This is a genomic window from Roseiconus lacunae (assembly GCF_008312935.1).
Classification (GTDB): Bacteria; Planctomycetota; Planctomycetia; order Pirellulales; family Pirellulaceae; genus Stieleria; species Stieleria lacunae.
Map to the genome: position 1 here is coordinate 307,464 of NZ_VSZO01000009.1, position 21,238 is coordinate 328,701.

Annotated in this window: 16 protein-coding genes; 8 read left to right on the plus strand and 8 right to left on the minus strand. The window is 55.8% G+C overall.

Going from position 1 to position 21,238, the window contains the following annotated elements:
• Positions 1-84: 84 nt before the first annotated feature.
• A complete protein-coding gene (locus FYC48_RS13860) occupies positions 85-924 on the minus strand; it encodes a DUF4159 domain-containing protein (RefSeq protein WP_149497297.1) in 840 nt (279 codons plus the stop codon).
• Positions 921-3,779 carry a peptidase MA family metallohydrolase gene (locus FYC48_RS13865; protein WP_160149513.1) on the minus strand — a complete coding sequence of 953 codons (2,859 nt, stop codon included), beginning with the start codon at positions 3,777-3,779 and terminating at the stop codon, positions 921-923. Before FYC48_RS13865 ends, FYC48_RS13860 begins: the two co-directional genes overlap by 4 nt.
• A gap of 597 nt (positions 3,780-4,376) precedes the next feature.
• Here FYC48_RS13865 and FYC48_RS13870 point away from each other — a divergent pair.
• Positions 4,377-5,867: a hypothetical protein gene (locus FYC48_RS13870; protein WP_149497299.1), complete on the plus strand. Its 1,491-nt coding sequence runs from the start codon at positions 4,377-4,379 to the stop codon at positions 5,865-5,867.
• 114 nt (positions 5,868-5,981) lie between these two features.
• Here the strand turns inward: FYC48_RS13870 and FYC48_RS13875 are convergent, their stop codons facing one another.
• The 3 genes from FYC48_RS13875 to FYC48_RS28635 form a co-directional block, all read right to left on the minus strand.
• The gene (locus FYC48_RS13875) at positions 5,982-7,745 is read right to left on the minus strand and encodes a S41 family peptidase (RefSeq protein WP_149497300.1); all 1,764 of its coding nucleotides are present in this window, start codon (positions 7,743-7,745) and stop codon (positions 5,982-5,984) included.
• Positions 7,746-8,090: 345 nt separating this feature from the next.
• The gene (locus FYC48_RS28630) at positions 8,091-8,225 is read right to left on the minus strand and encodes a hypothetical protein (RefSeq protein ID WP_261345068.1); all 135 of its coding nucleotides are present in this window, start codon (positions 8,223-8,225) and stop codon (positions 8,091-8,093) included.
• 138 nt (positions 8,226-8,363) lie between these two features.
• Positions 8,364-8,498, minus strand: coding sequence for a hypothetical protein (locus FYC48_RS28635; RefSeq protein ID WP_261345069.1), 135 nt, complete (start codon positions 8,496-8,498; stop codon positions 8,364-8,366).
• A gap of 582 nt (positions 8,499-9,080) precedes the next feature.
• On the opposite strand from FYC48_RS28635, the gene FYC48_RS13880 reads away from it, so the two are divergent.
• Together FYC48_RS13880 and FYC48_RS27795 are read left to right on the plus strand one after the other, a co-directional pair.
• Positions 9,081-10,847, plus strand: coding sequence for a hypothetical protein (locus FYC48_RS13880; RefSeq protein WP_149497301.1), 1,767 nt, complete (start codon positions 9,081-9,083; stop codon positions 10,845-10,847).
• Between the two features lie 188 nt (positions 10,848-11,035).
• A complete protein-coding gene (locus FYC48_RS27795; RefSeq protein ID WP_160149514.1) occupies positions 11,036-11,191 on the plus strand; it encodes a hypothetical protein in 156 nt (51 codons plus the stop codon).
• A gap of 104 nt (positions 11,192-11,295) precedes the next feature.
• On the opposite strand, the gene FYC48_RS13885 is transcribed toward FYC48_RS27795, so the two are convergent.
• Entirely contained in the window at positions 11,296-11,697 is a 402-nt protein-coding gene (locus FYC48_RS13885) for a hypothetical protein (RefSeq protein ID WP_149497302.1), read from the minus strand.
• A 543-nt stretch (positions 11,698-12,240) separates the two neighbouring features.
• On the opposite strand from FYC48_RS13885, the gene FYC48_RS13890 reads away from it, so the two are divergent.
• Positions 12,241-13,626, plus strand: a complete 1,386-nt coding sequence (locus FYC48_RS13890) for a PQQ-binding-like beta-propeller repeat protein (protein WP_315853776.1) — start codon at positions 12,241-12,243, stop codon at positions 13,624-13,626.
• A 134-nt stretch (positions 13,627-13,760) separates the two neighbouring features.
• On the opposite strand, the gene FYC48_RS13895 is transcribed toward FYC48_RS13890, so the two are convergent.
• Positions 13,761-15,197 (minus strand): BBP7 family outer membrane beta-barrel protein, encoded by a 1,437-nt coding sequence (locus FYC48_RS13895; RefSeq protein ID WP_160149515.1) that lies wholly within the window; start codon positions 15,195-15,197, stop codon positions 13,761-13,763.
• Positions 15,198-15,788: 591 nt separating this feature from the next.
• On the opposite strand from FYC48_RS13895, the gene FYC48_RS13900 reads away from it, so the two are divergent.
• Together FYC48_RS13900 and FYC48_RS13905 are read left to right on the plus strand one after the other, a co-directional pair.
• On the plus strand, positions 15,789-18,008 hold the full coding sequence (locus tag FYC48_RS13900) for a hypothetical protein (protein WP_149497304.1): 2,220 nt from the start codon (positions 15,789-15,791) through the stop codon (positions 18,006-18,008).
• Positions 18,009-18,220: 212 nt separating this feature from the next.
• Complete coding sequence (locus FYC48_RS13905; RefSeq protein ID WP_149497305.1) at positions 18,221-18,460, plus strand: hypothetical protein; 240 nt, start codon at positions 18,221-18,223, stop codon at positions 18,458-18,460.
• A 316-nt stretch (positions 18,461-18,776) separates the two neighbouring features.
• Here the strand turns inward: FYC48_RS13905 and FYC48_RS13910 are convergent, their stop codons facing one another.
• A complete protein-coding gene (locus tag FYC48_RS13910; protein ID WP_149497306.1) occupies positions 18,777-19,031 on the minus strand; it encodes a hypothetical protein in 255 nt (84 codons plus the stop codon).
• A gap of 212 nt (positions 19,032-19,243) precedes the next feature.
• Here FYC48_RS13910 and aroH point away from each other — a divergent pair, with 212 nt between their 5' ends.
• Together aroH and FYC48_RS13920 are read left to right on the plus strand one after the other, a co-directional pair.
• Positions 19,244-19,693, plus strand: coding sequence for a chorismate mutase (gene aroH, locus FYC48_RS13915; protein ID WP_149497307.1), 450 nt, complete (start codon positions 19,244-19,246; stop codon positions 19,691-19,693).
• 385 nt (positions 19,694-20,078) lie between these two features.
• Complete coding sequence (locus FYC48_RS13920) at positions 20,079-21,065, plus strand: hypothetical protein (RefSeq protein ID WP_149497308.1); 987 nt, start codon at positions 20,079-20,081, stop codon at positions 21,063-21,065.
• Positions 21,066-21,238 lie beyond the last annotated feature (173 nt).

Genomic DNA, 21,238 nt, shown 5'->3' on the forward strand with positions numbered 1-21,238 from the left:
GATTGCGTCCTCACGGGCTCGACACACTCGTGTGATCGACAGACGGGTACAGGTTGGGCGTTCATCGAAGGTAGGCAAGTGCGGTCAGTGGGTCATCGCATAGGTGACAATATTGATTCCCATTGGATAGGCTTTTTTGACAGAGTATTCGGCGAAGTATTGGCGGTTTTCGCCTTCCCGCTCCCAACCGTCGCCGAGATCGGTGTTGTGGCAAATGAAGACCATAATCCGCTCCTGATCATCATAAATGGCTTTGTAATGTGGCACGGTGGTATCGCTACCATCACGCGAGTATTCCCAAGACACGCCATGTCGCGCCGAGTTGATTGAAGGAACTTGTGGTTTTTCCTTCATGTCATAAACGTTATGAAAAATCTGATGCGACAGTGGCACTTCCTCGGGTTGACGGTCGGGAAAAACACGACTCAGTTCGTACGCCAAATTGTCGTACTGTGTGTCTCCCCAAAAATCATCCACCATCAAGAAACCTCCGCTGTAGCAATACTCACGCAGCGACATTACTTCGGGCTCGCTAAACGAAAGCCCGCCGGGTTCGATCATGTAAAGAAAGGGATAGTCCCGCAAGTTTTCATCGGTCAAGTTCACGATCACAGGGTTAGGATTGACCTTGATCGTTGTCAGTTGCTGCAAGCGCAGAGAAAAATTCAAGTCACTATCGGGATAGTCCGTCGCCCATCCACCGCCACGGCCTCGTCCGGAATAGGAGTCGTAACGAACCCGTGCAAAGGTAAACAAATCCCCCGGGAAATTCTGATCGACCTCCCAGTTAGGAACCCCATTTCGATCTTGCGAGATGTCGCGAGTGCGATAACCACCGCGCCAACGCTGAGCGAACACCCAGGCCGGCCCGCCGATCAGAAAGGCCATGCAAATAGAGATCAGGATTCGGCGTCGACTGATCATTTCGGATCCTCTGTTTCAGTTTCGTTCTCGGCTCGCTCGTCGGCGTCATCTTCGACAACCGACTTGCCCTCGGCTTTCTTCGCCTCGCCGACAACTTCTTCCGTGTTGCTTTGCGGCATCGTGTCTGGCTTCACTGCGTCTGGCTTCTCTGCGTCTTCGGTCATGGCATCACCTGCCACGCCTTCTTCGGGCTCCGACGCGTCCGACTGTGATGCATTTGACTGTGAAGCTTGCGAATTTGATTGATGATCGGGCCGGTCAACCTTGGGAAGAGCGAGTTGATTCAGCAATGAGAGTGCATCCCGATATCGAGGTGCTTCGAGCAAGGCATCGACGACAGCGCGTTTGGCTTGCTCGATTTCGCCTTGACTTTCGAATGCGACGGCCAACTGGTAGTCCAACCCGGCAGCGTCGATTGGGTCAAGTTCTTTCAGTGCGATGAGAGAGTCGATCGCCCGCTCGGGCTCGCCAACCTCTGTTGCCGCCCTAATTAATTCTCGATGGATTCCCGCTGCGAACGGCTGAACTTCTAAAGCCTGTTCGCCGGCGCTGAAGACGGTCCCCCACTCGTCATCTTTGGCGGCAAGCTCCATGCGTCGACGGAGGGCCGGAAGCGCGTCGGCGGACTCATTGAGGTACCTTTCCAGAATGACCTTTTCTTCACCCGCTTGGTGTAACTCTCGCCGGCACTCTGCAAGCAGTTCCAAGACGCCCCCACGTTCGCCCGTCGCCGCATCATGATCGACTAGATAATTCAAATGGTTGGCGGCGGCTTCATAGTTGCGACTCGACATTTCGTTACGAGCCATTCGCATTCGAGCCCAGTAGTTGGCGGGATTTTCGCTGGCCCATAGATCGATCTCTTCTTGCGGGGTGCCGTCTTTGAATTCGGGCCGATCGAATGCTAACCCTGGACCGAACCCTTCGGCCCGCTGACGAGCAAACGCTCGAAAGGCGACTTCTAGTCGTTCCATCGGGTCGGTGTGTTTGGCCAGTGCGATATTGATCGGTATTCCTTCCCCGAGCGTGTCCAGGATCGCGTTCAAAGCGTCGGTACCGTAGTTGTCAATAATGAATTCGACGACGAGCGATGACTCGTAATACGCGAACTGCAAATGTTCGGCTGACGGAGGCGCGAGGAACGCGCTGCTGAGTTTTGCGATCGGCGTGTAGTCGTCGCCCAAGATCATTTCACGATAACGCGCCGTCATCGATTGGCCCCATCGCGGATCACGCCGGACTTCTTCATAGACCGAGATGCCCTCGCTGAGCCAACGGGGCATCCGGTTCTTGGTTTTCGTCAACGTCACGACATGACAAAATTCGTGCCACAGAACACTTTTCCAGTTCGACGGCCGATCCCCACCCGACGCCGGACTGTTCGCCGTGATCACATGGCCAAAACAGACCCCCAAGAAACCTTCGCCGCCGGGCAAACCAAAGGTACGAATCGCGAAGTCACTTTGCTTCGGGAAGATCTCGACGATGACCGGACGTTTGAGCTGCAAATCGTACTTTTCACACAAGGCCTGCTTGGCTTCGTTCAAGATCTCTGCCGCGGCGGTGCCATAGACCTGGCGTTCATGCGGATCCATCCGAATCAAAATCTCACCGGGTTCGGAGAAATCTCGCGAAACTTGCCGCGCGGAACTCGCCGCTAGCGTTTCAAAACCGTCGGTTCGATCTTTCAGCGTCATCAAATTGTAAGCGACGACGTTATAGGGATCCTGCCGGTTGACTTCATCGGCCAACTGCCAGCCGATTTCATCATCACCTAGACGCAACAAGTCCTGGGCAAGCTGGAACGTTGCGGGGACATAGTCGGCATCAAACGTCAACGATCGCCGTTGATACTCTGCACCTTCTTTGAATCGATACTTGTCGGAAAGCTTACGACCGATTAGATGATCGACCTCAGGATTATCACCGTAGTGGCGAAGAGCTTTCTGCCGAAGTTCTTTCTCGCGGTCATAGTCGCCTTCAACGTGAGCAATGACGGCTTTTAGGGCGAATGCCTTTTCATCTTTGGGATTCAATCGCAGCAGATGCTCGATCGTCTTCCCCGCTTGGTCGTAGAGTTCCCGATCGATTTCTTTTTCCGCTTTTAATGTCAACGCAGGCGCATAATTGGGATTCAGCTCCAAAGCCGTTGCCAGAGCGATCGTTGCCGCCTTTGAATCCGTTGGTCCCAGAGCAACCGCCAACAGAGTTTCCAACCGAGCGTCTTGAATTTCCAATCGCTTTGCTTTCGCAATCGATTCGGCCGCGACTTTAAAATCGCCTTTATCGATCGCGAGTTCCGCCGTTGCTAAGATCGCATCCAGGTTACCGGAATCGGATTCTAGAACCCGATCATAAAATGACTTCAAAATGATCCGAGCATCGATACCGTTGTTGGAGAAGAATCGACCGGCGGCGACCAATGTGTCGGCGGTCGCATAACGCAATTGACCGGTTTCAAGGTATCGATGGATGAATGCTTTCTCGGTTGCGACTTGGTCGGGCAAACCATTGTATCGGGCGACTTCGATGCCCAATGTGCGCAGCGGAAGACTGGTCGGATACCGCTTCAGCGCGGCTTGATACGTTTCCAAGGCTTCGGCGTATTCGCCAGAGGAGAGCTGGCACTTGATCAGCAACTCACTCCATCGGCGGTTCCATACTCCCCGTTCGACCTCTGCAGCGGCGGCTTCTTTCGCCTCATCGATCTTACCGGTCAAGTAAAGGGCCTCGACGTCGGTGTAAGTCGCAGCCCTGACCGATTGGGCAACCATCATCCATTGGCAGACGGCGATAACGATTGCCCCGATGACAATTCGCGGTCGCAAGCGACAAGATTTCGCAGAACGATTCAAAGACGACCTCACCTTGTTTCGTCAGACCTCGAAGCTGCCACAGTTAGTTTTTTAGCGGACATCACGCTTGGGCGATGTCTCCCCCCGCCAGGTCGCCCTCCGGGTCAGTGGATGACGAACGCGGCATCATCGCCCCCACTGCAATCGGTTAAACCCCGGCAGGGGACAAACGATTCGCTTAAACTGAACACCATCGATTGTAGCGAATCGACAAACAGCAGGTTGGCGGGGTATCCCGTAGGGCCCGAATTCTTCGGCAGCCCGTTTCCATCGGCAGCCCAGTGCTTCGTTCCGACTCGATTTTAGAATTAGCCGCATGGCGTTAGCCACTGTTTCGTTGCAATAACCGGGTCTAACGCCCGTCGGCTGATGACTCGAACGCGTATGTCAAATCGAACGAAGCACTAGCTGGCTCGGCGATACGGCCCAGTGATCTCAATCTTACTACGCCCCAGCTCCGACGTCACAAGCGTTGATGTCGCACCGAGTCGGTGGCACTCGAGCAATACGACTGCCTGCTGCGTCTGGGTTACAATCGAATGCCAACAACGAAAACAATCGTCTTTTCGAATCGCACCGAACGGCAAGGAGTATCCGATGTGTCCTTCTACGATGCCCTATCGAATGTTTCAGTGGGGTGTCGTTCTGCTTCTGTTTATAGCGGCTGAATCAATCGCTCACGAAGCCTGCGCCGATGACGCCACGATTCAAAAATGCCGTCAACAGTTCGCCGACTATACCGGCGCCGAGGTCGTGTTCAGTCGCGACGACCTACCGCCGGGCCGATATCACGACATCCTTAAACCGCTCGCAATGGAAAATCGACTTCGCGCAGTCGAGATCTGCTTAGAAGAAGCGAAGCTGTACCCACCGGGTTACTTCGCTGAAATGGGACTCACCACGATCGGCGTCTTCGCAGTCTGCGCTTCGAAGCGGACGTCGGACGACTGGAGGGAATTTGATCGGCAGGTCGGTGGCTATCGCTACTACGGGATCTACAACGGAACCGACGCACTGGCCGCGGCATTTTATTCAGACGGACAGTTAGCTCTCACGCTTCACCACGAAATTTTCCATCACGTCGATTCGACGGTCGATGGTGAAACCGGAAAATGGAATTTGGGTGTTGACGATTTCAACTATCGTCGAGCCATTGAGGGTGCAAAGCCCTATACAGCCGCTGCGATCGCGATCGACGACCTTAAGGAATTGCGCGGTAAACAGTCGGGATACCCACTTCAAACAACCGTCAGCGCCTATGCGGCTAAAAATTTACGAGAAGACCAGGCTGAAACGGCCCGGCATTTCATGTCGATGATGAAAAGCTCCTTGGTTCAAATCGCCGATCAACCGGAATTGCCCGGCAGCCAACGCATCCTGCATATTCTGCGAGAATACGAATCGGCAGTTCCGGACGGTCCTGGCATTGATTGGTTTGTAAACACGGCGCTGCAACGCAATCAATTGCGGCGCAACAATTCTGAAATTACCATCGACGCGACGCTGCTACGACTTCGAGACTTTGCTCACCAAGGAGAACGTGGCTACACCGGAGTCGACGGAAGGTGCGATGAAGCCAGGATGGTTCTTCGTTGGATCACTCAACTTCCGAGAGATTCACTTGATGTCGATCAATGCGATCGCGTGTTCGACCTGGCAGAATCTGTCACCGTGGCATTGACGATGGCTCGATTGCAACCCGATGAAAGTCGATCTACTTTCCTGATTTGGGGACGCGAAGATTCAAACGGTGTCAATCAAACCTTACGACGCGATGTTCGACGGATCGCAAGCGACTGCGAGCGACTGTATGCGATCGCAAATCATCTAGGCAGAAACGATTTCGATCAATCGGGATCGCGGCCCGACGGTTCCTACTGGTCGGTATGCTTGAGTCAACTGCGGCTATTGAGCGAGTACTACGTTTTCATCGATCGTCACTGGTCGATCAGCGAACCGACCGAGCAAATCTTTTCTGAAACACGCAATCGCATCTGCGATCGTTGCCCGCCGTCGCAACGCACGCTCGCCGTCAAGCTTCGGGCCACTCGCATCGATCGCTTAAAGTCGATCATTGAGAATCAGTGAGTATCACGCAAGAAATCGGCAACTTTCCAACTTAAGCAAATGCGATCGGCGAGCCGTCGAACACCGACGATTGCTTCGAACGAAGCAATCGCCCGGTTGGCTGCATTATCGTGATTATCGTGTTCGTTGGCTGATCAGTGGGTTCTGACCGGAGAGTTGGCCGATGGCTTGTTGGAGGACTTCGTCTTCAATGTCACTGGTGATTTTGCCGTCATCGTTTGGACGAGCGGCGATGTACTTTGAATCGACAATCACATCAGGGTAGACGCCGCGTTGGCTGATCGCGGTCCCGCTAGGCGAGTAAAATTTCGCCGTCGTCAGACACAGCCCAAACTTCGCCGACTGCATCCGGAAGATCCCTTGCACGCTTCCTTTGCCATAACTTCGCTGGCCGACAATCACGCCGCGTCCTGAATCCGATACCGCACCGGCAAAAATCTCGCTGGCGCTGGCACTGTCGCCGTCGATCAAAACGGCCAGTGGAAAGCTGAGGGTCTTCGATCGGTGAGCGACGTAGTCAAAGTTCTCGCGTGAGTTACGTCCACGAGTGGTCACGATTCGGCCTTGGCTGAGGAATCGATCGGCAATGTCGACGGCCGCCGACAGCAACCCACCGGGATTGCCACGAAGGTCCATGATCAGCGATCGCATCCCCTGTTGTTGCAACGTCCAAATCGCTTGTTCCACGTCGCGTGGTGTCGTTTTCTGAAAGTTGGTTAGCCGCAGGTACCCAACACCATTGACCGGATCACACAAGTGAACGTTTTCGACACAAGGCACTTCGACGCGACGACGGGCAACGCGAAGATCTCGTTCATGACCATCGGCGGATGCGATGGTGATGGAAACGAATGAGTTCTCGGGACCTCGCAGCAAGTCGGCCGCGATTTCGGGTTTTCCGGTCCGTGTGTCAGCCTGCTCGACGCGGACGATTCGATCGCCTGCTTTCAATCCGGCTTCTTCGGCGGGACCATTGGGAATCACCGAAAGGATTTCCAGGGCGTCCGTGCTTGGACGCAGCTCAACACCCAGACCGACAAAGTTACCCTCGATGTTCGAAAACATGTCATCGAGTTGATCGCCGGAAAGCAAACGCGTGTATGGATCGAGCGTCGAAACGGCTCCGCTAACATATTCCAAAACAACCGCGGTTGGACTGAGCCCAATCTCCGTGCGCGCCAGTTCGGCGACCGCCGCGACGGCGGCTCGCAAATCATGCCGGCCATTTGTCGGGCGGGTTGAAATTCGGCGGTGAACGCTTTGCTGAAACTGGTGGACTTTTTCTAGATCTGCGTTTGGCAACACATCATCTAAATATCGCTGTTCGGTCAGCGCGATTTCGAGCGCGGCTGTCCCATGCAAGAAGATCCGCGACCAGTCAACATGTTCCACATAGTGTGTTTCTAAATTCGCAAGGATCTCACTATAAAGATCGAGTGCCTGCGCGGCGGTCATGTGGTGCACCGAACCGACGAAACTTCGGTCGCGATAGCGACGGTTCACGTCGGCGTGCAAGCGGCAGATGATCAGCCGCTGATAGACTTGCCGTGAATTCGGGAAATCGCGAAAGGCTTTTTCATAATGCCGAATCGCTTCATTCCATTGGCGTTTGACCTCTAGCGAAGCCCCATGGTCAAGCACATCGTTAAGCGGATCGGATTCGATTTGCTTTGCCGATTCCACCGCGGCGGGCAACGGTTGAACGCTTGATTGCTGTGCATCCGCATTCGTAACGAAACCGCCGAGCAGTGCCGCACCGGTGAGAAGCAGCTTCGAACGCAACAATGCCCGAGAGGACGTGTCGCGGCGCAGAACTTTTCTTGAGACGAATGGATTACAAGCCAAACGTGACAAACCGACCCGTGCGAATAGTGGCATGCTGATGGGGCTCGTGCTGGTGTCTGGAAGGAGGGACGAAGATCGTCGACAAAACTGCCGGCGAAATGTGACCGCGCTAGACACCCAGAACGAGCGGTCAAGCGAATATAGGTCACAAAAGATGCCCGGTCAAAAAACCGTCCGACGGGAAACCATATTAAATGGCGGGATCGCTGGTGATTGATGCGTCCCGTTACGGTTGCACCGATCAAGCCAATCGTTCCGAACACATCAGCCTCGTGTTAATAAGCCGAGTCCAGTTCGATTCTCCTAGCCGATCCCGATCGCCCGTCTTGCGCTCCTACGCAGAAAGCAACAACGTTGCTGCCATGGCCTCAGATTCCTTTAGCCGCAGTCACCACCGCGGCGTCTTGTCAGCCGATCAAGCGGCCAACTGAAACAACGATAGGCATTGTCCAACTCACGATCAAGGATTTCCCAGTGGATCGATTCGCGATCGCGACTTTCTCCTGTCAGCATGACTTCACCAAGTCACTGCGATCACCAAACCGATGACGGCCCGCCACGGACTCGCCGAGGGACAGTTCAATGTTGAAAGATTTTCTCGCTGATCGTTTTGATGGTCCGCAGCTGGTGCTTGGTCTCGATTGTGAAACATCAGCGGACGAGCGTCTGCTCCGGTATTAACGGCTCGTCGGCGGCTAACGCGATACGGCGAACGGCGAAACCCGAATGGGTCAGAGCACGCATGCCTTCGCAGATTCGGTAACGGTCATCACTTTCGCAACGCATCAAGACGAAACGCTAGTGACACAGAGTTCACTACACCGGGTTAGGGGGATCTCTTTAACGATTCACTTGAACACTACAGCGAATTCAGGTTACTCCGGATCGCATTTGATTCGATGCGATCTGTCGGCGCAACCGTATGCCCTTTCGCACAATGTCATTTTTTTACTGACCCAACCGGAGAGCCCAGCCGTCAAAGTTTCCGATACCTGCTTCTGTCCCGCAAACAGGCGTCTTGCCGAACGCCCTGGCTGAGTCACCTGAGTGACGATGTCAACGATCAAGTTCACATCGGATGTGGGACAAACTCGATTCCACGGTGAATCCACTGTGAATCGATGACCCACCTACCAACAACTCGCCAACTACACGTTTACAAAGGAAAGGACTCCGCGAGCAGAACCGAACGCGTCTGCACGTCTGCGGTTTGATGGATTGTTCAGAGGGATGGAACTCGGCCCCGGCCGTGGCTCTGAAGTATTGATCAGCCGTCGTGTGCACCCAATCCTCCGACGCCTCATTTGAAGACACCGAAGTCTTCAAACAGCATCGCTGCGGTAAAGTCCTGGAAGGAGTAACGTCACGATGACCATAAAAAACGCAATCCGCAAAAAGCTTCGACGCTTCGCACTGTTTTGTTTAGTGACGGCGTCTACCGCGGTGACCTTCAATCACGGCCGCCTCCAAGCCGAAGATACCCACGATAGCGGCGCCCTTTGCGGCTGGGTCGACGACCTCTCGCACGAGACCTCATCACCCTCCTCCAATCCCAGCCCCAATCCACTCGCAAAAGCCCACCGCAAATCAAACACGATTCGTCCCAACGCCGAGCCGCCGGTTCCGCAGTTTCTTTCCATCACGATCGGCGAAGAGCTATTCATCAACACGTGTAACTACGAACAATGGCTCGCCGGGACATTACAAGACCAAGATCCGAAAGCAGCGATCGCTGTCAACGAATCAAATGACGAACTCGCGGTAACTCCCAACCCGCCCGCAAAAACCAACCGTGGTTCGAGGACGGCGGCCGACTTCAATTCCACCGTCGCGGCGATCGCGGCCGCTGCTTCGGCGGGCAATCCGATCGCATTCACGCACTGGACCGAGCCGTTTGCGATGGTCGGCCCGTTTGCCAAGCCGGCCGAATCGTTGTGGCAGCCGGCGGTTGTCAAAACAGAAAGTGTCGCGACGCAGGGTGAAGCGAAGCGTTCGATTGTTTCAACCGATGCTCAAGTCGCCGCGATAGCCGCTTGGATCGATCAAACGAAAGCGTTCGTCACGACGCTTAGCGACCAGGACTTCCGTGTGTTCATTGAAGGTCTTCCCGGCGCGACAGATAACTTCGAAGTCGCTGACGAAACGATCGACGTACTTGCCCTCAATGACGATGTGGAGGACGACTCCGCAGTTGTCAGTCAGCTAGCCGACGGAACCGACTTGGCATCGATCGATGACCTCGATGGCTCGGACGCACGGTCGCATATCGGCAGCGGCCCGATGATCTTCACCATCGAAGATACTTATGCGTCCTACGATTTGGCGAAAGAAGACCGCGTGGCGGCAGCTCCGGTCAAAGACTTGACCGAACCAACTGCCGATGAGCATGCCACGCCCGTATTGGTTTGGTCAGACATGTTGCCTTCGCCGCAACGCCAACCGCTGTGCTTCCGTTCGTTTGCCGAGCAATGTGATGCCGGCTGGAGCCCCAAAGCGGATCGCGCCGTTCCGTCCTGGCAACGGCGTTTACTGCCAACCCCGTCGACAGACACCGTGGCCGTGAACACAACGGCGATTAACGAAGCCGAAAAAATTCCCCCCGAATCGGAAACGATGACGACTGACAAGGAAGTCGTCGCAGAAAACACCACCGTCAACGCCATCGAATCGAGCCCCGCCGCTGCCCCAGGCTACTGGGCTGGATCGCCAGAATGCTGGCTTGACGTATTGATCAGCAAGGCCGACGAAGCTGCCCAATTGCAGCAAGTCGTCCGCCAAAGTCTTCGCCCCCGCAGGGTCGGAAGCGAACTCGCATCGCTGGTGGTGAGCGGTGATGGAGTTGCTTCCCAACTTGCCGATCGGTTGGCCCAAGCCTGGCCAGCGGCACCTGCCCCGGCCATTCCCAAGGCGGGTAGCGGAGCGAAGTTGTTGGCACGAGCCGAGGCCGCCGAGCGTTCAGAGAGCGAAAGTCCTGCGGAGGCTTTCAGCGACGAACAGCTCGCCCAGGTCGGTGCCACATTATTGCAGTGGGTCGACGTGGCCCAAAGCGTGATCGATGACATGAACGATCGCATTGAAGACGTCGCTGAGGTTGCCCGTAGTCGTGGAACTCAGGACGACTCGCAATTGCGTTAGACCAGGCTTCGAAGACGCTTTCGGTAAACACGACGAATCAAGCCAGTCTTGTCCATCCTGCTGGCGCGCACTTTGATTCGGAACCACTGCCAGATCCGCTCGTTCTCAAACGGGTACCCTCCCTCGCGTGCGAGAACGAGCGGATCTTTTTTCCTCCCAAACCGGCTTGCTCATACACAGGACTTGTGATGATCGCCATCCTGCTCGCCTGCACCGTGAAGACGATTTTGTTCAAAAAGAAAAAGACAGCCGATCGCCTTTCGCCGACATCCACTCCGCCGGAAACGCTCCCGTCGGAAGTCGCCCCGCCGAATCGGAATCGACGTCGCAAGTCAGCCGGATAAGCCAAACCGCCGTCACCCAAACGCCCGAGCGGTCAAAGCCTTGTTCGGTCAAAGCCTTGTTCGATCAAAGCCTTGTTCGATCAAAGCCTTGTTCGGTGCAACGATTAGAACTGGCGGGCGCCACCGGGTTGTCCACTCTGGGGCAATTCCCAGGGTGGGATCGGGCGAGTCGCCTGCTGATTGCCACCGACAGGAGGCGCCGGTGGGTAAGTTTGTGGATAGGCCTGCGGGTAGCTCGGCTGTACCGTCCCGGCCGGAGGCAAGTAGCCCTCGGGGACTTGCCCTTGGTCGACAAAATTCGGCGACTCGCCCTCGGCTTGATCGTGGGAATTTTGATGGGCTTCCAGTAGTTCCTTGCCTTTGGCGATCGCTCGTGACGCGTCTTCGCGTATTTCATCCCGGTTGAAACGAATTGTCGTTTCTTTCTCATTCCGATCGATGGTGAACCAACCGGCTACAAATGCACAGCAAGCGAGTGCTCCCAGAATCACGAGAGTGCGAAACATCGATTCATCCTTGGATGTGTGACTTTTGTGAAGATTCGCTGACGCTTATTCGTCCGTGGCAGCGATCGAACAAGTTTAGAAATGACGGTGTCCCATCGGAAGAGCAATTCGAAAACCGCGATTGCGCGGCAAACCATTCGTTGGTCATTCCCCGACCGCGAGCCGTTGCGCGAGGGTACCGACCTCGTCAGCGGACGGACGTTCGCCTCGGCGATTGCTTCGAAACCGCGGCGAACACCAATGGACGGATCCGTCCTTTCGTCACTAAGTCACCGGGGCGGAGAAATCCTGGCGCCGGATTTCCTCCCTCAGCCGGTCCGGACCCTGCCGCCGCGATCTCTGCACGCACTGACGGTTCGGCGGAAGTAATCGTCATTTGATCAAAATGGACAATCGTTTCGATGCGGTATCTTTGCTGGCATTGAACGTTTGCCAGGTTCGAACTTGTGATGAGACTGTCGCCTGATTTTCGCCGCTCGTTCGATCACCTATGCTGAATCAACAATCCGATCGATCCCCTCCAACGACACGAGTGCGTGACTGATGAAATTTGATCGTTTCTTCGCGACCCATCCCCGCAAGCCTGGAATTGCCAAGATTAGTGCGACCGGACTTCTGATTTCGGCTGCGATTTCGGTGACGCAGCCGACGACGTTATCGGCCGACGAGTGGCCTGGGTGGATGGGCGCCCAACGTGACGGTGTGTATCGAGAATCGGGAATCGTGGACTCGATTCCTGATGATGGGCTCCCCATCAAGTGGCGTCATCCGATCGCCGCTGGCTATGCGGGCCCGGCGGTCGCCAATGGGAAAGTGTTTGTCCCCGACTACGTGACAAGTGCCGGCGAATCGTTCAACAATCCGGGGCAACGTGCCAAGCTAAAGGGCAAAGAACGCCTGCTCGCGTTGGACGAAAACAGTGGCGATGTCCTCTGGGAATACGCCTACAACCGACCCTATGAAATCAGCTACCCCTCGGGTCCCCGGGCGACGCCGACGGTCGACGGCGATCGAGTGTATTTCCTCGGTGCCGAAGGCGATCTGAGTTGCCTGGACATCGATGACGGAAGCGTGGTTTGGAAGCGCGAGTTCACAAAAGACTTTGGTGCCGACGTGCCGATTTGGGGATTTTCGGCACATCCGCTCGTCCATGACGATCTACTATTCACGATGGTCGGCGGTCATGGTCAAGGGATCGTGGCGTTTGATAAGAAGACTGGAAACGTTCGTTGGAAAGCATTGGACGTCCCGGCGGGTTACTGCGCGCCGATTAATATCGAAGCCGGCGGCACGACTCAACTGATCGTCTTTCACCCCGAGGGATTGACCAGTCTGGAACCATCGACGGGCAAGAAATTTTGGGACATTCCCGTCAGCCCATCCTATGAAATGTCCGTTGCCGTTCCGGTAATCGATGGCAACAAAATGTTTGTCAGCTCGATTCACACCGAAGCGGTTTTGATCGAACTCGGAACGGACTCGCCGACCGCAAAAGAACTGTGGCGCGGGGGCGCGAAGAATGCTGTTCATTGCAGCAACGCGCCCGGCATTTTCGAAGACGGCGTGATCTACGGAACGGACTGTAATCAAGGCGACTTAGTTGCCGTCGACGCGAAAAATGGCGACCGTCTGTGGACAACGTTTGAAGCAACCAAACCAGGCGAACGCCGCTTCATCAAGCACGGAACCGCATTCCTAACCCAGCTTGGCGATTCCGATCGCTATCTGGTGATGAGCGAAAACGGTGACTTGATCGTCGCCAGTTTGACGGCCAAGGAATACAAAGAGCATGGTCGCATGCATGTCCTCGAACCGACCGGCGAAGCGTTCGGTCGGCCGGTCGTATGGAGCCACCCGGCGTATGCCAATCAAACTGCCTACGTGCGGAACGACAAGGAGATTGTCGCCGTCGACCTAAGTGCCAAATAGCATCGATTGAAACTCCGGCCCCCGCTGGTGCCGTTAACAATTGATCATCAATAAAAAAACCCCGGCCGATCGTTCGGCCGGGGTTTTTATCGTTTGTATGTCGACCGCCATGCGATCGCGATCGAAATGGTCCGTTACCAGGTGTACTCGGCACCGACGGTGAAACCTTGTAAGACCAAGTCGTCGTAGACGAACGATCGATCAACGTTGGTCGTGTTAAAGATATTGGTGATCGCCGCCTGATCGAGTCCGCCGTAGACGATGTCGTCCACCGCAAGAACATAGTACGACGAACGCACGGCCAGCGAGTAGGTCAGGCGATAGATCATCTTCAGTTCGAAGTCGGCCATGAACGTGGTGTCTTGGTCGAAATCCGAAACCGTTGCACTGCCCGGGGTGGCTCCGATTCCTAGCGAATTGGATCGCACATAAGTCCGACGGTCGATATCGTTTTGAACCCAAGCGGTTTTCGATCCGACTCCGACGGAGATTCCCGAGCAAACGTTCCACCAGAAATCGAATCCGACCTGGGGACCGAACAAGTGGTTCTTCGAACTCGTGTCGCTTTCGAAGAATCGGGTGGGGTCACCGTTGACCGACGTCGAGTACAACAGCGAGTCGTCGTAGCGGACGTATCGCAGGCCGAACAACCACGAGCTTTGGAAGCGGCAGTAAGGGAACATCGCTCGGCGTCGATAGTTCAGTTCTGCCGAGTGGAACGCACTTCGCGAAACCAAGCTTTGAACGCTCGACCGATCGGTGTCGTCATAGCCGTTATTGGGTGTTACCCCATAGTCGCTGATAAAGGAATACAGGCTGTCGGTGCCGGAGGTCGCCGATGCGGTGCCGCTCCACTCGTTGCCGCCCATGTAAACACCTTCGATGTTTCCACCGGGGCCCCAGAGAAACGCGACCGAAGCCCGCACTCCACCTTCCAAATCGTCCTCGCCGACGTCATCAAGGGTGAGTGCCGGGGTACCGTTGACTCCGTCGGTAGCGATCACGCCCGGTACACCGCCATCGATCTCGCGGCTCAGGAACATTCCCTCCAGGCTGACGTCGTACCAACGCTGGTTGCACAAGCTCGCTTCGCTATAAGGACTCAGCAACGAAGCAGCCCCGGCAAGCACCGAACCGGCATAGCCGAATGGGGTCTCGCGGCATGCCGTGCAACCGGCACCACGGCAGAATAAACAAGCCGGCCCGCCGCCGGATCGCATCTTGCCAAGCAATCCGCCGCCACCAAGAATTCCGTTGCAATCACAACCGCCGCCGCCGCCACAAGAACCGCACACCATGCGGTCCATCGCGGGCATCATCGACATCGTGTCGCAACCACTGTCACAATAGCCAACCGGCGTGACTCCGCCGGGGCCGCCTGGAATACCCATTGCGGGCATTCCTGCCGGGACAACGTAACCGCTGCCCTGTAAGTCATAATTTGCCAAGGAGATCCCTTGGGCATTCGCCTGGACGCCGCCGGCGATGAGAATCGATGCGAACGCCACGACGGCTGCGAATGCAGTCCCTAAGACGCGCGGCATCGTCCCGAAGCGGGGCGAAGTAAGCATTGAAGATGGTCTGTAAAGCATGGTTCGAATCATTCGGTGCATCGCAAACGTCTCCGCGGTCGCAGCCGCCTCTTTGATTTGGCTCGTTTGCCCGAGCCATTCCCAACGCTTTACTGCGTCAGTTCTCCCGAGCGACGATAAAAAGGGGAGGAAGACTAAGCACGTGCGCAATGACACCGACTGTCATCGTGCGCGAACGCTCGGCGCGTCATCGAAGCGCAGAACACTCGCAGTCCTGGTATCCCCCCCTGGACATTGATTTGAAGCGAATCCGCCTGATGCCGACCGTCAACGCATCCCTGCGTTCGGCACGTCCGGCATCATGCAGACAATCGCCTCAGCCGGAAGTATCGGCACGACCGGACCCAATCGTTTGGGAAAATCCACTAGAAGCGGTCAGGAAATCTTGCCGGCTCAGGCGAATTCTGCCGCGAAGTCACTTTTTTTGCCTTCCATCGGGGGACGTGCCCCCAGGAGGGTTTGATCGTCGCGGCCTCAGCACCGACAATGGCGCACAACTGAGCAGCGTGAATGTTTCACCGTGGATGAGCTAGCGTTCGAAGAACCACTCACAGTCGTTGTTGAATTCCGATGGATCCCCTTTCGACGAAACTGTCCGGACACCTTGGCCCTGCAAAGGCCAAAGCGTCGCGTCGAAAGTCGTCCGCTTCAGAAAGCGAACCGATCGACCTCGATCAACTCCGTCAATTCGCCATGGCTGGATCGACGTCGTCTCATCCCGAAGGCTTTGAATCGATCCAATCGCTGCGAATGCGACTTGGAGTTCCGCCCCAAGAACTGGCGGATCATCTAATCACGAAATTCGTCGACGCCTGCCGCGATCGCTATGATCGCGGATTGCCGATTCCCAAACCGGATCTCGCCCGCTGCTTCCTCTCAGACAAAGGAACGATCGTCTTCGAAGATCCGTATACCGGGGAATTGATTGACGATAAAACCGACGATCTCTTTAAAACGATTGGCGAAGTTTTCCGCCATGCCATCGTAACCCCGCGTGCCGCCGAATCTCGCCGTCGCGATAGCCAAACGTCGGCAACCCTTCTTAAACAACGTTTCGATCGACACGATGTCGAAGAAACCGAAACGGCGGGTTTGTCAGCCGCCGAAAAAGATCGTCGACAAATCATCGTCGATCAGTTTACCGACGCGCTTGCCGATCGCTTTGGCAAAGAAAACCTGCAGCCCGCGCATGACAAAGCACTCACCCCACGATTGACCAAGCTGCAACCGGTTCAAGTCGATCGCAGATTCAATTGGAATCTCGTCCTCGGTGTCGGCTGCATGGTCCTCGTCCTTGCGCTTGTCTACACCGGATACCACATCGCAAACCTGCGGCAAGAACAGGTGGCGAAGGCACCGCGTCCGGCGTTGACGACAAACGACTCGGCGAATTTGCGTCAAGACTCGCCAGTCCTTTCCCCGCTTCCACCGCCGGATCCAAGCGAGCTACGGTCTCTCGAACGCCCCGAACTTTCACCCGAAGATCGCAAGAAAATCGAAGAGTCTTCGGCAAACTTGTATTCCAATCGCCAAACAACATCGAGTGAACCCGATGACATCTTGGACATGGTCGCGGGAATCGCCCCGGATGGTCAGGTCGACCTGAGCTCTCGAACAACCATCTTGCCTGATGGAATTTCGATCGAGGACCTGCAAACCCAGCCCGAAAATCTCTCGCTTGACCCGCGAGCAAACACCACCACCCCGCGCACGGTCGATGATATCGATGCCTTGGAGGCGATGTTTGCTGAAAACAGTTCCGCAGATCCGCAAGCCTCCCCCAGTCGCGATGGTGATCCCATCACCCCTGGCCCCCCATCCGCTCCCAGCACCAAAACCACGCCCCCTAATCACGAAGCAGCGGGTGGCTACCATGTCGCGCTTCCGCCGGTCAGCGATACCGAAACACTTGCTAGTCTGGGGTCCGGTACGCCGCCTTTTGTTCGCATCGAATCACCGCGAACGCCTCAGTTCAGCCTCCGGCAACAGAGTAATGTCACTGAAGTCACGCTAACCGACGAAGCGACCGTCGTTGCGCATCTTTCAAAGTCATCCCCTAGTCAATTCCGCTGGGCCGAAGCTGCTAAAACAGAACTGGCGGCGCGTCGGCTGTTGCACGCCCGATTAATCGACGCGGAAGGCGAGTCGATTTTCCTACGACCGCGGATCGAAACCGCCCCTTATCCGATGGCGTTCACGCCCGAAACGTGGAATCCAGTGTGGGACATTCGCGGCCGACTGGACGAGAAATCAACTCGGCTACAGTTTTCCTTCGACGCCCCCGAAACGATCGAGTGGGCTTGGATCGAAGAGTTTGACTCATCACGACTCAATGGTGGCACCGCCTCCGCCGTCTTCACCACTCGTGATAGCGAGATGGTGGCAATCGGAGTCAAGATGCGGGTCCGTACGACAGACGAGTTATCCTTGCAGATGGGATTCGCGGGACGTATCGATCCACAGTTCGCGTTTCAGCCGATCGACCTACGATCATTGCAACAGGTCTTTGAGCAATGGCGACCGTACCTATTCTCTGCGAAAACCAAGCTGAAGCTGGGCAAAGAACAACTCTCCAGCATGAGCGGGATCGCTCAGGCTGGCCAAAGAAGACGGATAGCAGCACTTGAAGATCAAGTCGAAGTCATAGAAGCGACCGTCAATCGCTTGCGTGTTCTACTGGCACTCGCCGAGGAGATTCACCAAACCGTGAAACTCAATCTACGGCTTTACGTTCAGTGGGAAAACGAACAACAGACGATCCTGGAAACGATCACGCCGGACGCAAATTGAGTTTCCCGGCGCACCGATTCAACTGACCAGACAGTGATGCCGGTCACTCATGCCCTGGCGGAACATTATTCCGGCGGCGTTGCAATGCCTTTTCGCGAAAAACGACGCCAGCGGTTAAGCTTTGCCGGTTATTCGTCCGATACCGGTTCTGACGGGATTCGAAGCCGCACCGCGGACCCGACATGATCAGATCCAACTTAGGCACGGAAGCCATGAGCCGAAAAAAGACTTCTGGACGCATTACTCGAGTCACCGCAATCGCTATCGTCACGGGCACCTGCTTGGTTGGCGCCACCGGTTGCCAGGTCTCGATGAACGGACAAACTTTACCAAGTCCGTACTACCTGCAAGACGACGTACAGTATTTCCCCGCTGGTCCCGAGTTCAAACTGTCGCGTGAAGCCGCAGCCTTGAAAGCAGCCCGCGCACAAGAAAAACTCTCGCGTAACTAGCACGACGACGGCAGCCTACGCCATCGTTCACTTTGACGCGTTAGAAAATCAGTACCCACCAAAGCCTCGCAGGGCCTTCAGCCTTTGCGCGGTGCGTACTTCGTCCGCGCTGTGAATGAAGGTGCATCCGTTCATCCAACGCGGATTCAATCTTTGGGATTGCCTGCTGGGAATCGAACACGAACGATGACGCACACGTCTGGCCCATCTCGGTGCCATGTCGTGGCAAAGTGTTCGACTACCTGCCATCAGCCGGCGAGCATCGTCACTCGGCAAACGGCAAACCCAGCGACAGCATCTCAACTGCGGTTTGCGGTCAGGACAGCTTGGCGATCGCTTCGGCGACCAAGGCAGGATCGTCCTTTTCTCGCAAATGTTGAATTTGCTTCTCAGACAGGCCCGCCTTCTCGAGGTGACTACACAGACGCTTCCAGATCGTCTCGCGTTTTTTCCCCTCGCTCAGGTACAACTCCGTGATCGCTTCCTGGGCCTTCTGAATACCGATCGCATCGCGATTCCGGTAATAATTCTTGATGATCCGTTCTTGGTGCGGCGTTCGATTTGCATTCATAGCGATTGAATTCTTACAGACTCGAAGAGGGAGCGTCGGCGTCGGACACGAAACTCGGCTTACCGGGCAGGCCGATACATTCGCGTCACCACGGTTATCGACTTTGGCCACGATGCGCTATAGTAGGCAATTGCAGAGACGCTTTGTACGGCTAAAACGCAGCAGGAGCGCCAGCAACTAGCATTCTTATCGAGAGCGAAAGGAAATATTCAATGACGACCGCATGCCGGGGCGTTCGCGGAGCCACCACCGTCGACGTCGACGACCGAGACGAAATTTTGCTGAAAACACGGCAACTGTTGGCACTGATTATCCGCCAGAATGAAATCGACACCGCGGACATCGCCAGCGCCCAATTCACCGTGACGGAAGATATCAAGGCCGAGTTTCCCGCACTCGCCGCCCGTCAATTAGGATGGGGCGAGGTCCCTCTGCTGTGCGGCTATGAAATCTCGGTCGAACGCTCGCTACCTCGCTGCATTCGCGTCCTAATGCATTGGAACACCAGTAAGCCGCAGTCCGAAATTCGGCACGTTTACCTGCATGATGCCGTAAAACTTCGACCGGACTTGTCAGAGGTTCCTCCGGTCGACTTTGACGAACTTGAACTCTGGATTCAATCACAAATCAATTCAAAAGCCGCCGGAGAAAATGCGGGATAACGCTTGCCGACCTGTTGAGTTGCGAGTTTCGTCTCTCACAAAGTCGCCTTCCGCTCCGCAATACCTGTAGGAAAGAACGCTACGTTCACAAAGCAAAGGGCGACAATAGAAGATCAACAGGCTGTTAGAACTTGCCCGACCAACGTCGGCCGGCGATGCGCAAGCTGCCTTCGCCAGCAGCGGTCCCTGCGTTACATCGGGGTGGAAAGCGCGGGCTCGACACTAGCGTTCGGCTTACATTTTCCAGACCGGTGCTTCGGTCGAACGGGGTTTTGACCGGGCACAAGAATGCCTGTGTCGTGTGCTCGTGTAAAAACAAGCTCACCCAAAAAACTCCGCGCCCCGTCCGGCAGATCCGACATGCACGAATACGCAAGGCTAAACCTTGGCAAAAAAGTCTAACCTGCGGTTCCAAACCGCCAACGAACTGAGTGTCATCCACGCGTCCTACGTCGTCGGTACTGGTGCACGCTGCACCGATCAGGCGACCGAAGAAAAACTGGCGCCCCCGACCAGCCAGATCAACACGCGTTTGGCATCGTCGATGATCGACGTTTCGCGATTCTGGTCCGCGCTTTTCGCCGAAGTCGCCGCGGGCAATCCGATTCGCGTCAGTTGTGAAGCCGCCTTGTCTGCAGCCGGTTGCAGTGAGCTGCAAATCGAATCGACCGCCGCGGCATTGTGCAGTCAACTGGATGATTGCCGCATCGCTTTGTCCGGACGTTTTCCGAAGCTTCAAGAACAGCTCAAACTGCGGGCCGGACCGCTGCGTGATCGTTGGCAGACGTACGGCCCTGGATTGCTCATCGAATCCGCCAAACTAATCTGGCATTCCGCACCGCCGGAACAGTGGTGGCCGGAGAATGTCGATTGCCTGTTGGTACAGCCGTTCCGGGGTGGTGATGGTGGATTTGACTCGGGCAGCAAACGTATTTGGATCGAAGCAATGCTAACCGATCCCGATCCGGTCGTCACCGAAGTCATCCGGCTGGCCTACTTGACCACTCAAGTCGCGATTGGGCAGCACCTTGAGCAGTCGCTTGGCCCCGGCGGACTGCAAAGCGACCAACCCGAAGGATTCGGATCGGGGACGCTTCGTCAATCCTTGCTGCCTTGGGACTTGGGTACGGTACCGATTGTTCTCAAGGCCGCCAAGAACCTGGGACTGCACACGCAACACGATCTCCCCGTACAAAAAACAATCGAACTTTGGCGTCTCGGTGATGGCGAAGTTGCCTCGGTCGTCGCATCGTGGTGGCAGCAGTGGGGCGATCGAGACGTCGCGATGCCGGTATCATTGAAAGCGCTTTCCCAAGCGATGAAACCGCTGGCCGAGCGGCGGCAAGCGAGTCGCCTGCACGACAACGCTTGATCCCGTCGCTTAAGAAATCAACTTTGCCATCGCACCTCGCCTGAGCTTCGGTTCGACCCAGCAACGTTTTGAGCGTTGCAGCTGCCAAACGCCTCGGCGGTTTGTCGATCTCCCCAGAAGCGCGACGCTCGCTCCGTGTCGATCAAATGTTTGAGGCCGCCCCGTTAGCCGGC

Bases quoted from the DNA above. Each gene is read 5' to 3' on its own strand.
- FYC48_RS13880 (WP_149497301.1), top strand. From the start codon at position 9,081: ATGACCATAAAAAACGCAATCCGCAAAAAGCTTCGACGCTTCGCACTG.
- FYC48_RS28630 (WP_261345068.1), bottom strand. From the start codon at position 8,225: ATGCTGACAGGAGAAAGTCGCGATCGCGAATCGATCCACTGGGAAATC.
- aroH (WP_149497307.1), top strand. From the start codon at position 19,244: ATGACGACCGCATGCCGGGGCGTTCGCGGAGCCACCACCGTCGACGTC.
- FYC48_RS13885 (WP_149497302.1), bottom strand. From the start codon at position 11,697: ATGTTTCGCACTCTCGTGATTCTGGGAGCACTCGCTTGCTGTGCATTT.
- FYC48_RS13905 (WP_149497305.1), top strand. From the start codon at position 18,221: ATGAGCCGAAAAAAGACTTCTGGACGCATTACTCGAGTCACCGCAATC.
- FYC48_RS13890 (WP_315853776.1), top strand. From the start codon at position 12,241: ATGAAATTTGATCGTTTCTTCGCGACCCATCCCCGCAAGCCTGGAATT.
- FYC48_RS28635 (WP_261345069.1), bottom strand. From the start codon at position 8,498: ATGCGTTGCGAAAGTGATGACCGTTACCGAATCTGCGAAGGCATGCGT.
- FYC48_RS13900 (WP_149497304.1), top strand. From the start codon at position 15,789: ATGGATCCCCTTTCGACGAAACTGTCCGGACACCTTGGCCCTGCAAAG.
- FYC48_RS27795 (WP_160149514.1), top strand. From the start codon at position 11,036: ATGATCGCCATCCTGCTCGCCTGCACCGTGAAGACGATTTTGTTCAAA.
- FYC48_RS13875 (WP_149497300.1), bottom strand. From the start codon at position 7,745: ATGCCACTATTCGCACGGGTCGGTTTGTCACGTTTGGCTTGTAATCCA.
- FYC48_RS13910 (WP_149497306.1), bottom strand. From the start codon at position 19,031: ATGAATGCAAATCGAACGCCGCACCAAGAACGGATCATCAAGAATTAT.
- FYC48_RS13870 (WP_149497299.1), top strand. From the start codon at position 4,377: ATGTGTCCTTCTACGATGCCCTATCGAATGTTTCAGTGGGGTGTCGTT.
- FYC48_RS13895 (WP_160149515.1), bottom strand. From the start codon at position 15,197: ATGCTTACTTCGCCCCGCTTCGGGACGATGCCGCGCGTCTTAGGGACT.
- FYC48_RS13860 (WP_149497297.1), bottom strand. From the start codon at position 924: ATGATCAGTCGACGCCGAATCCTGATCTCTATTTGCATGGCCTTTCTG.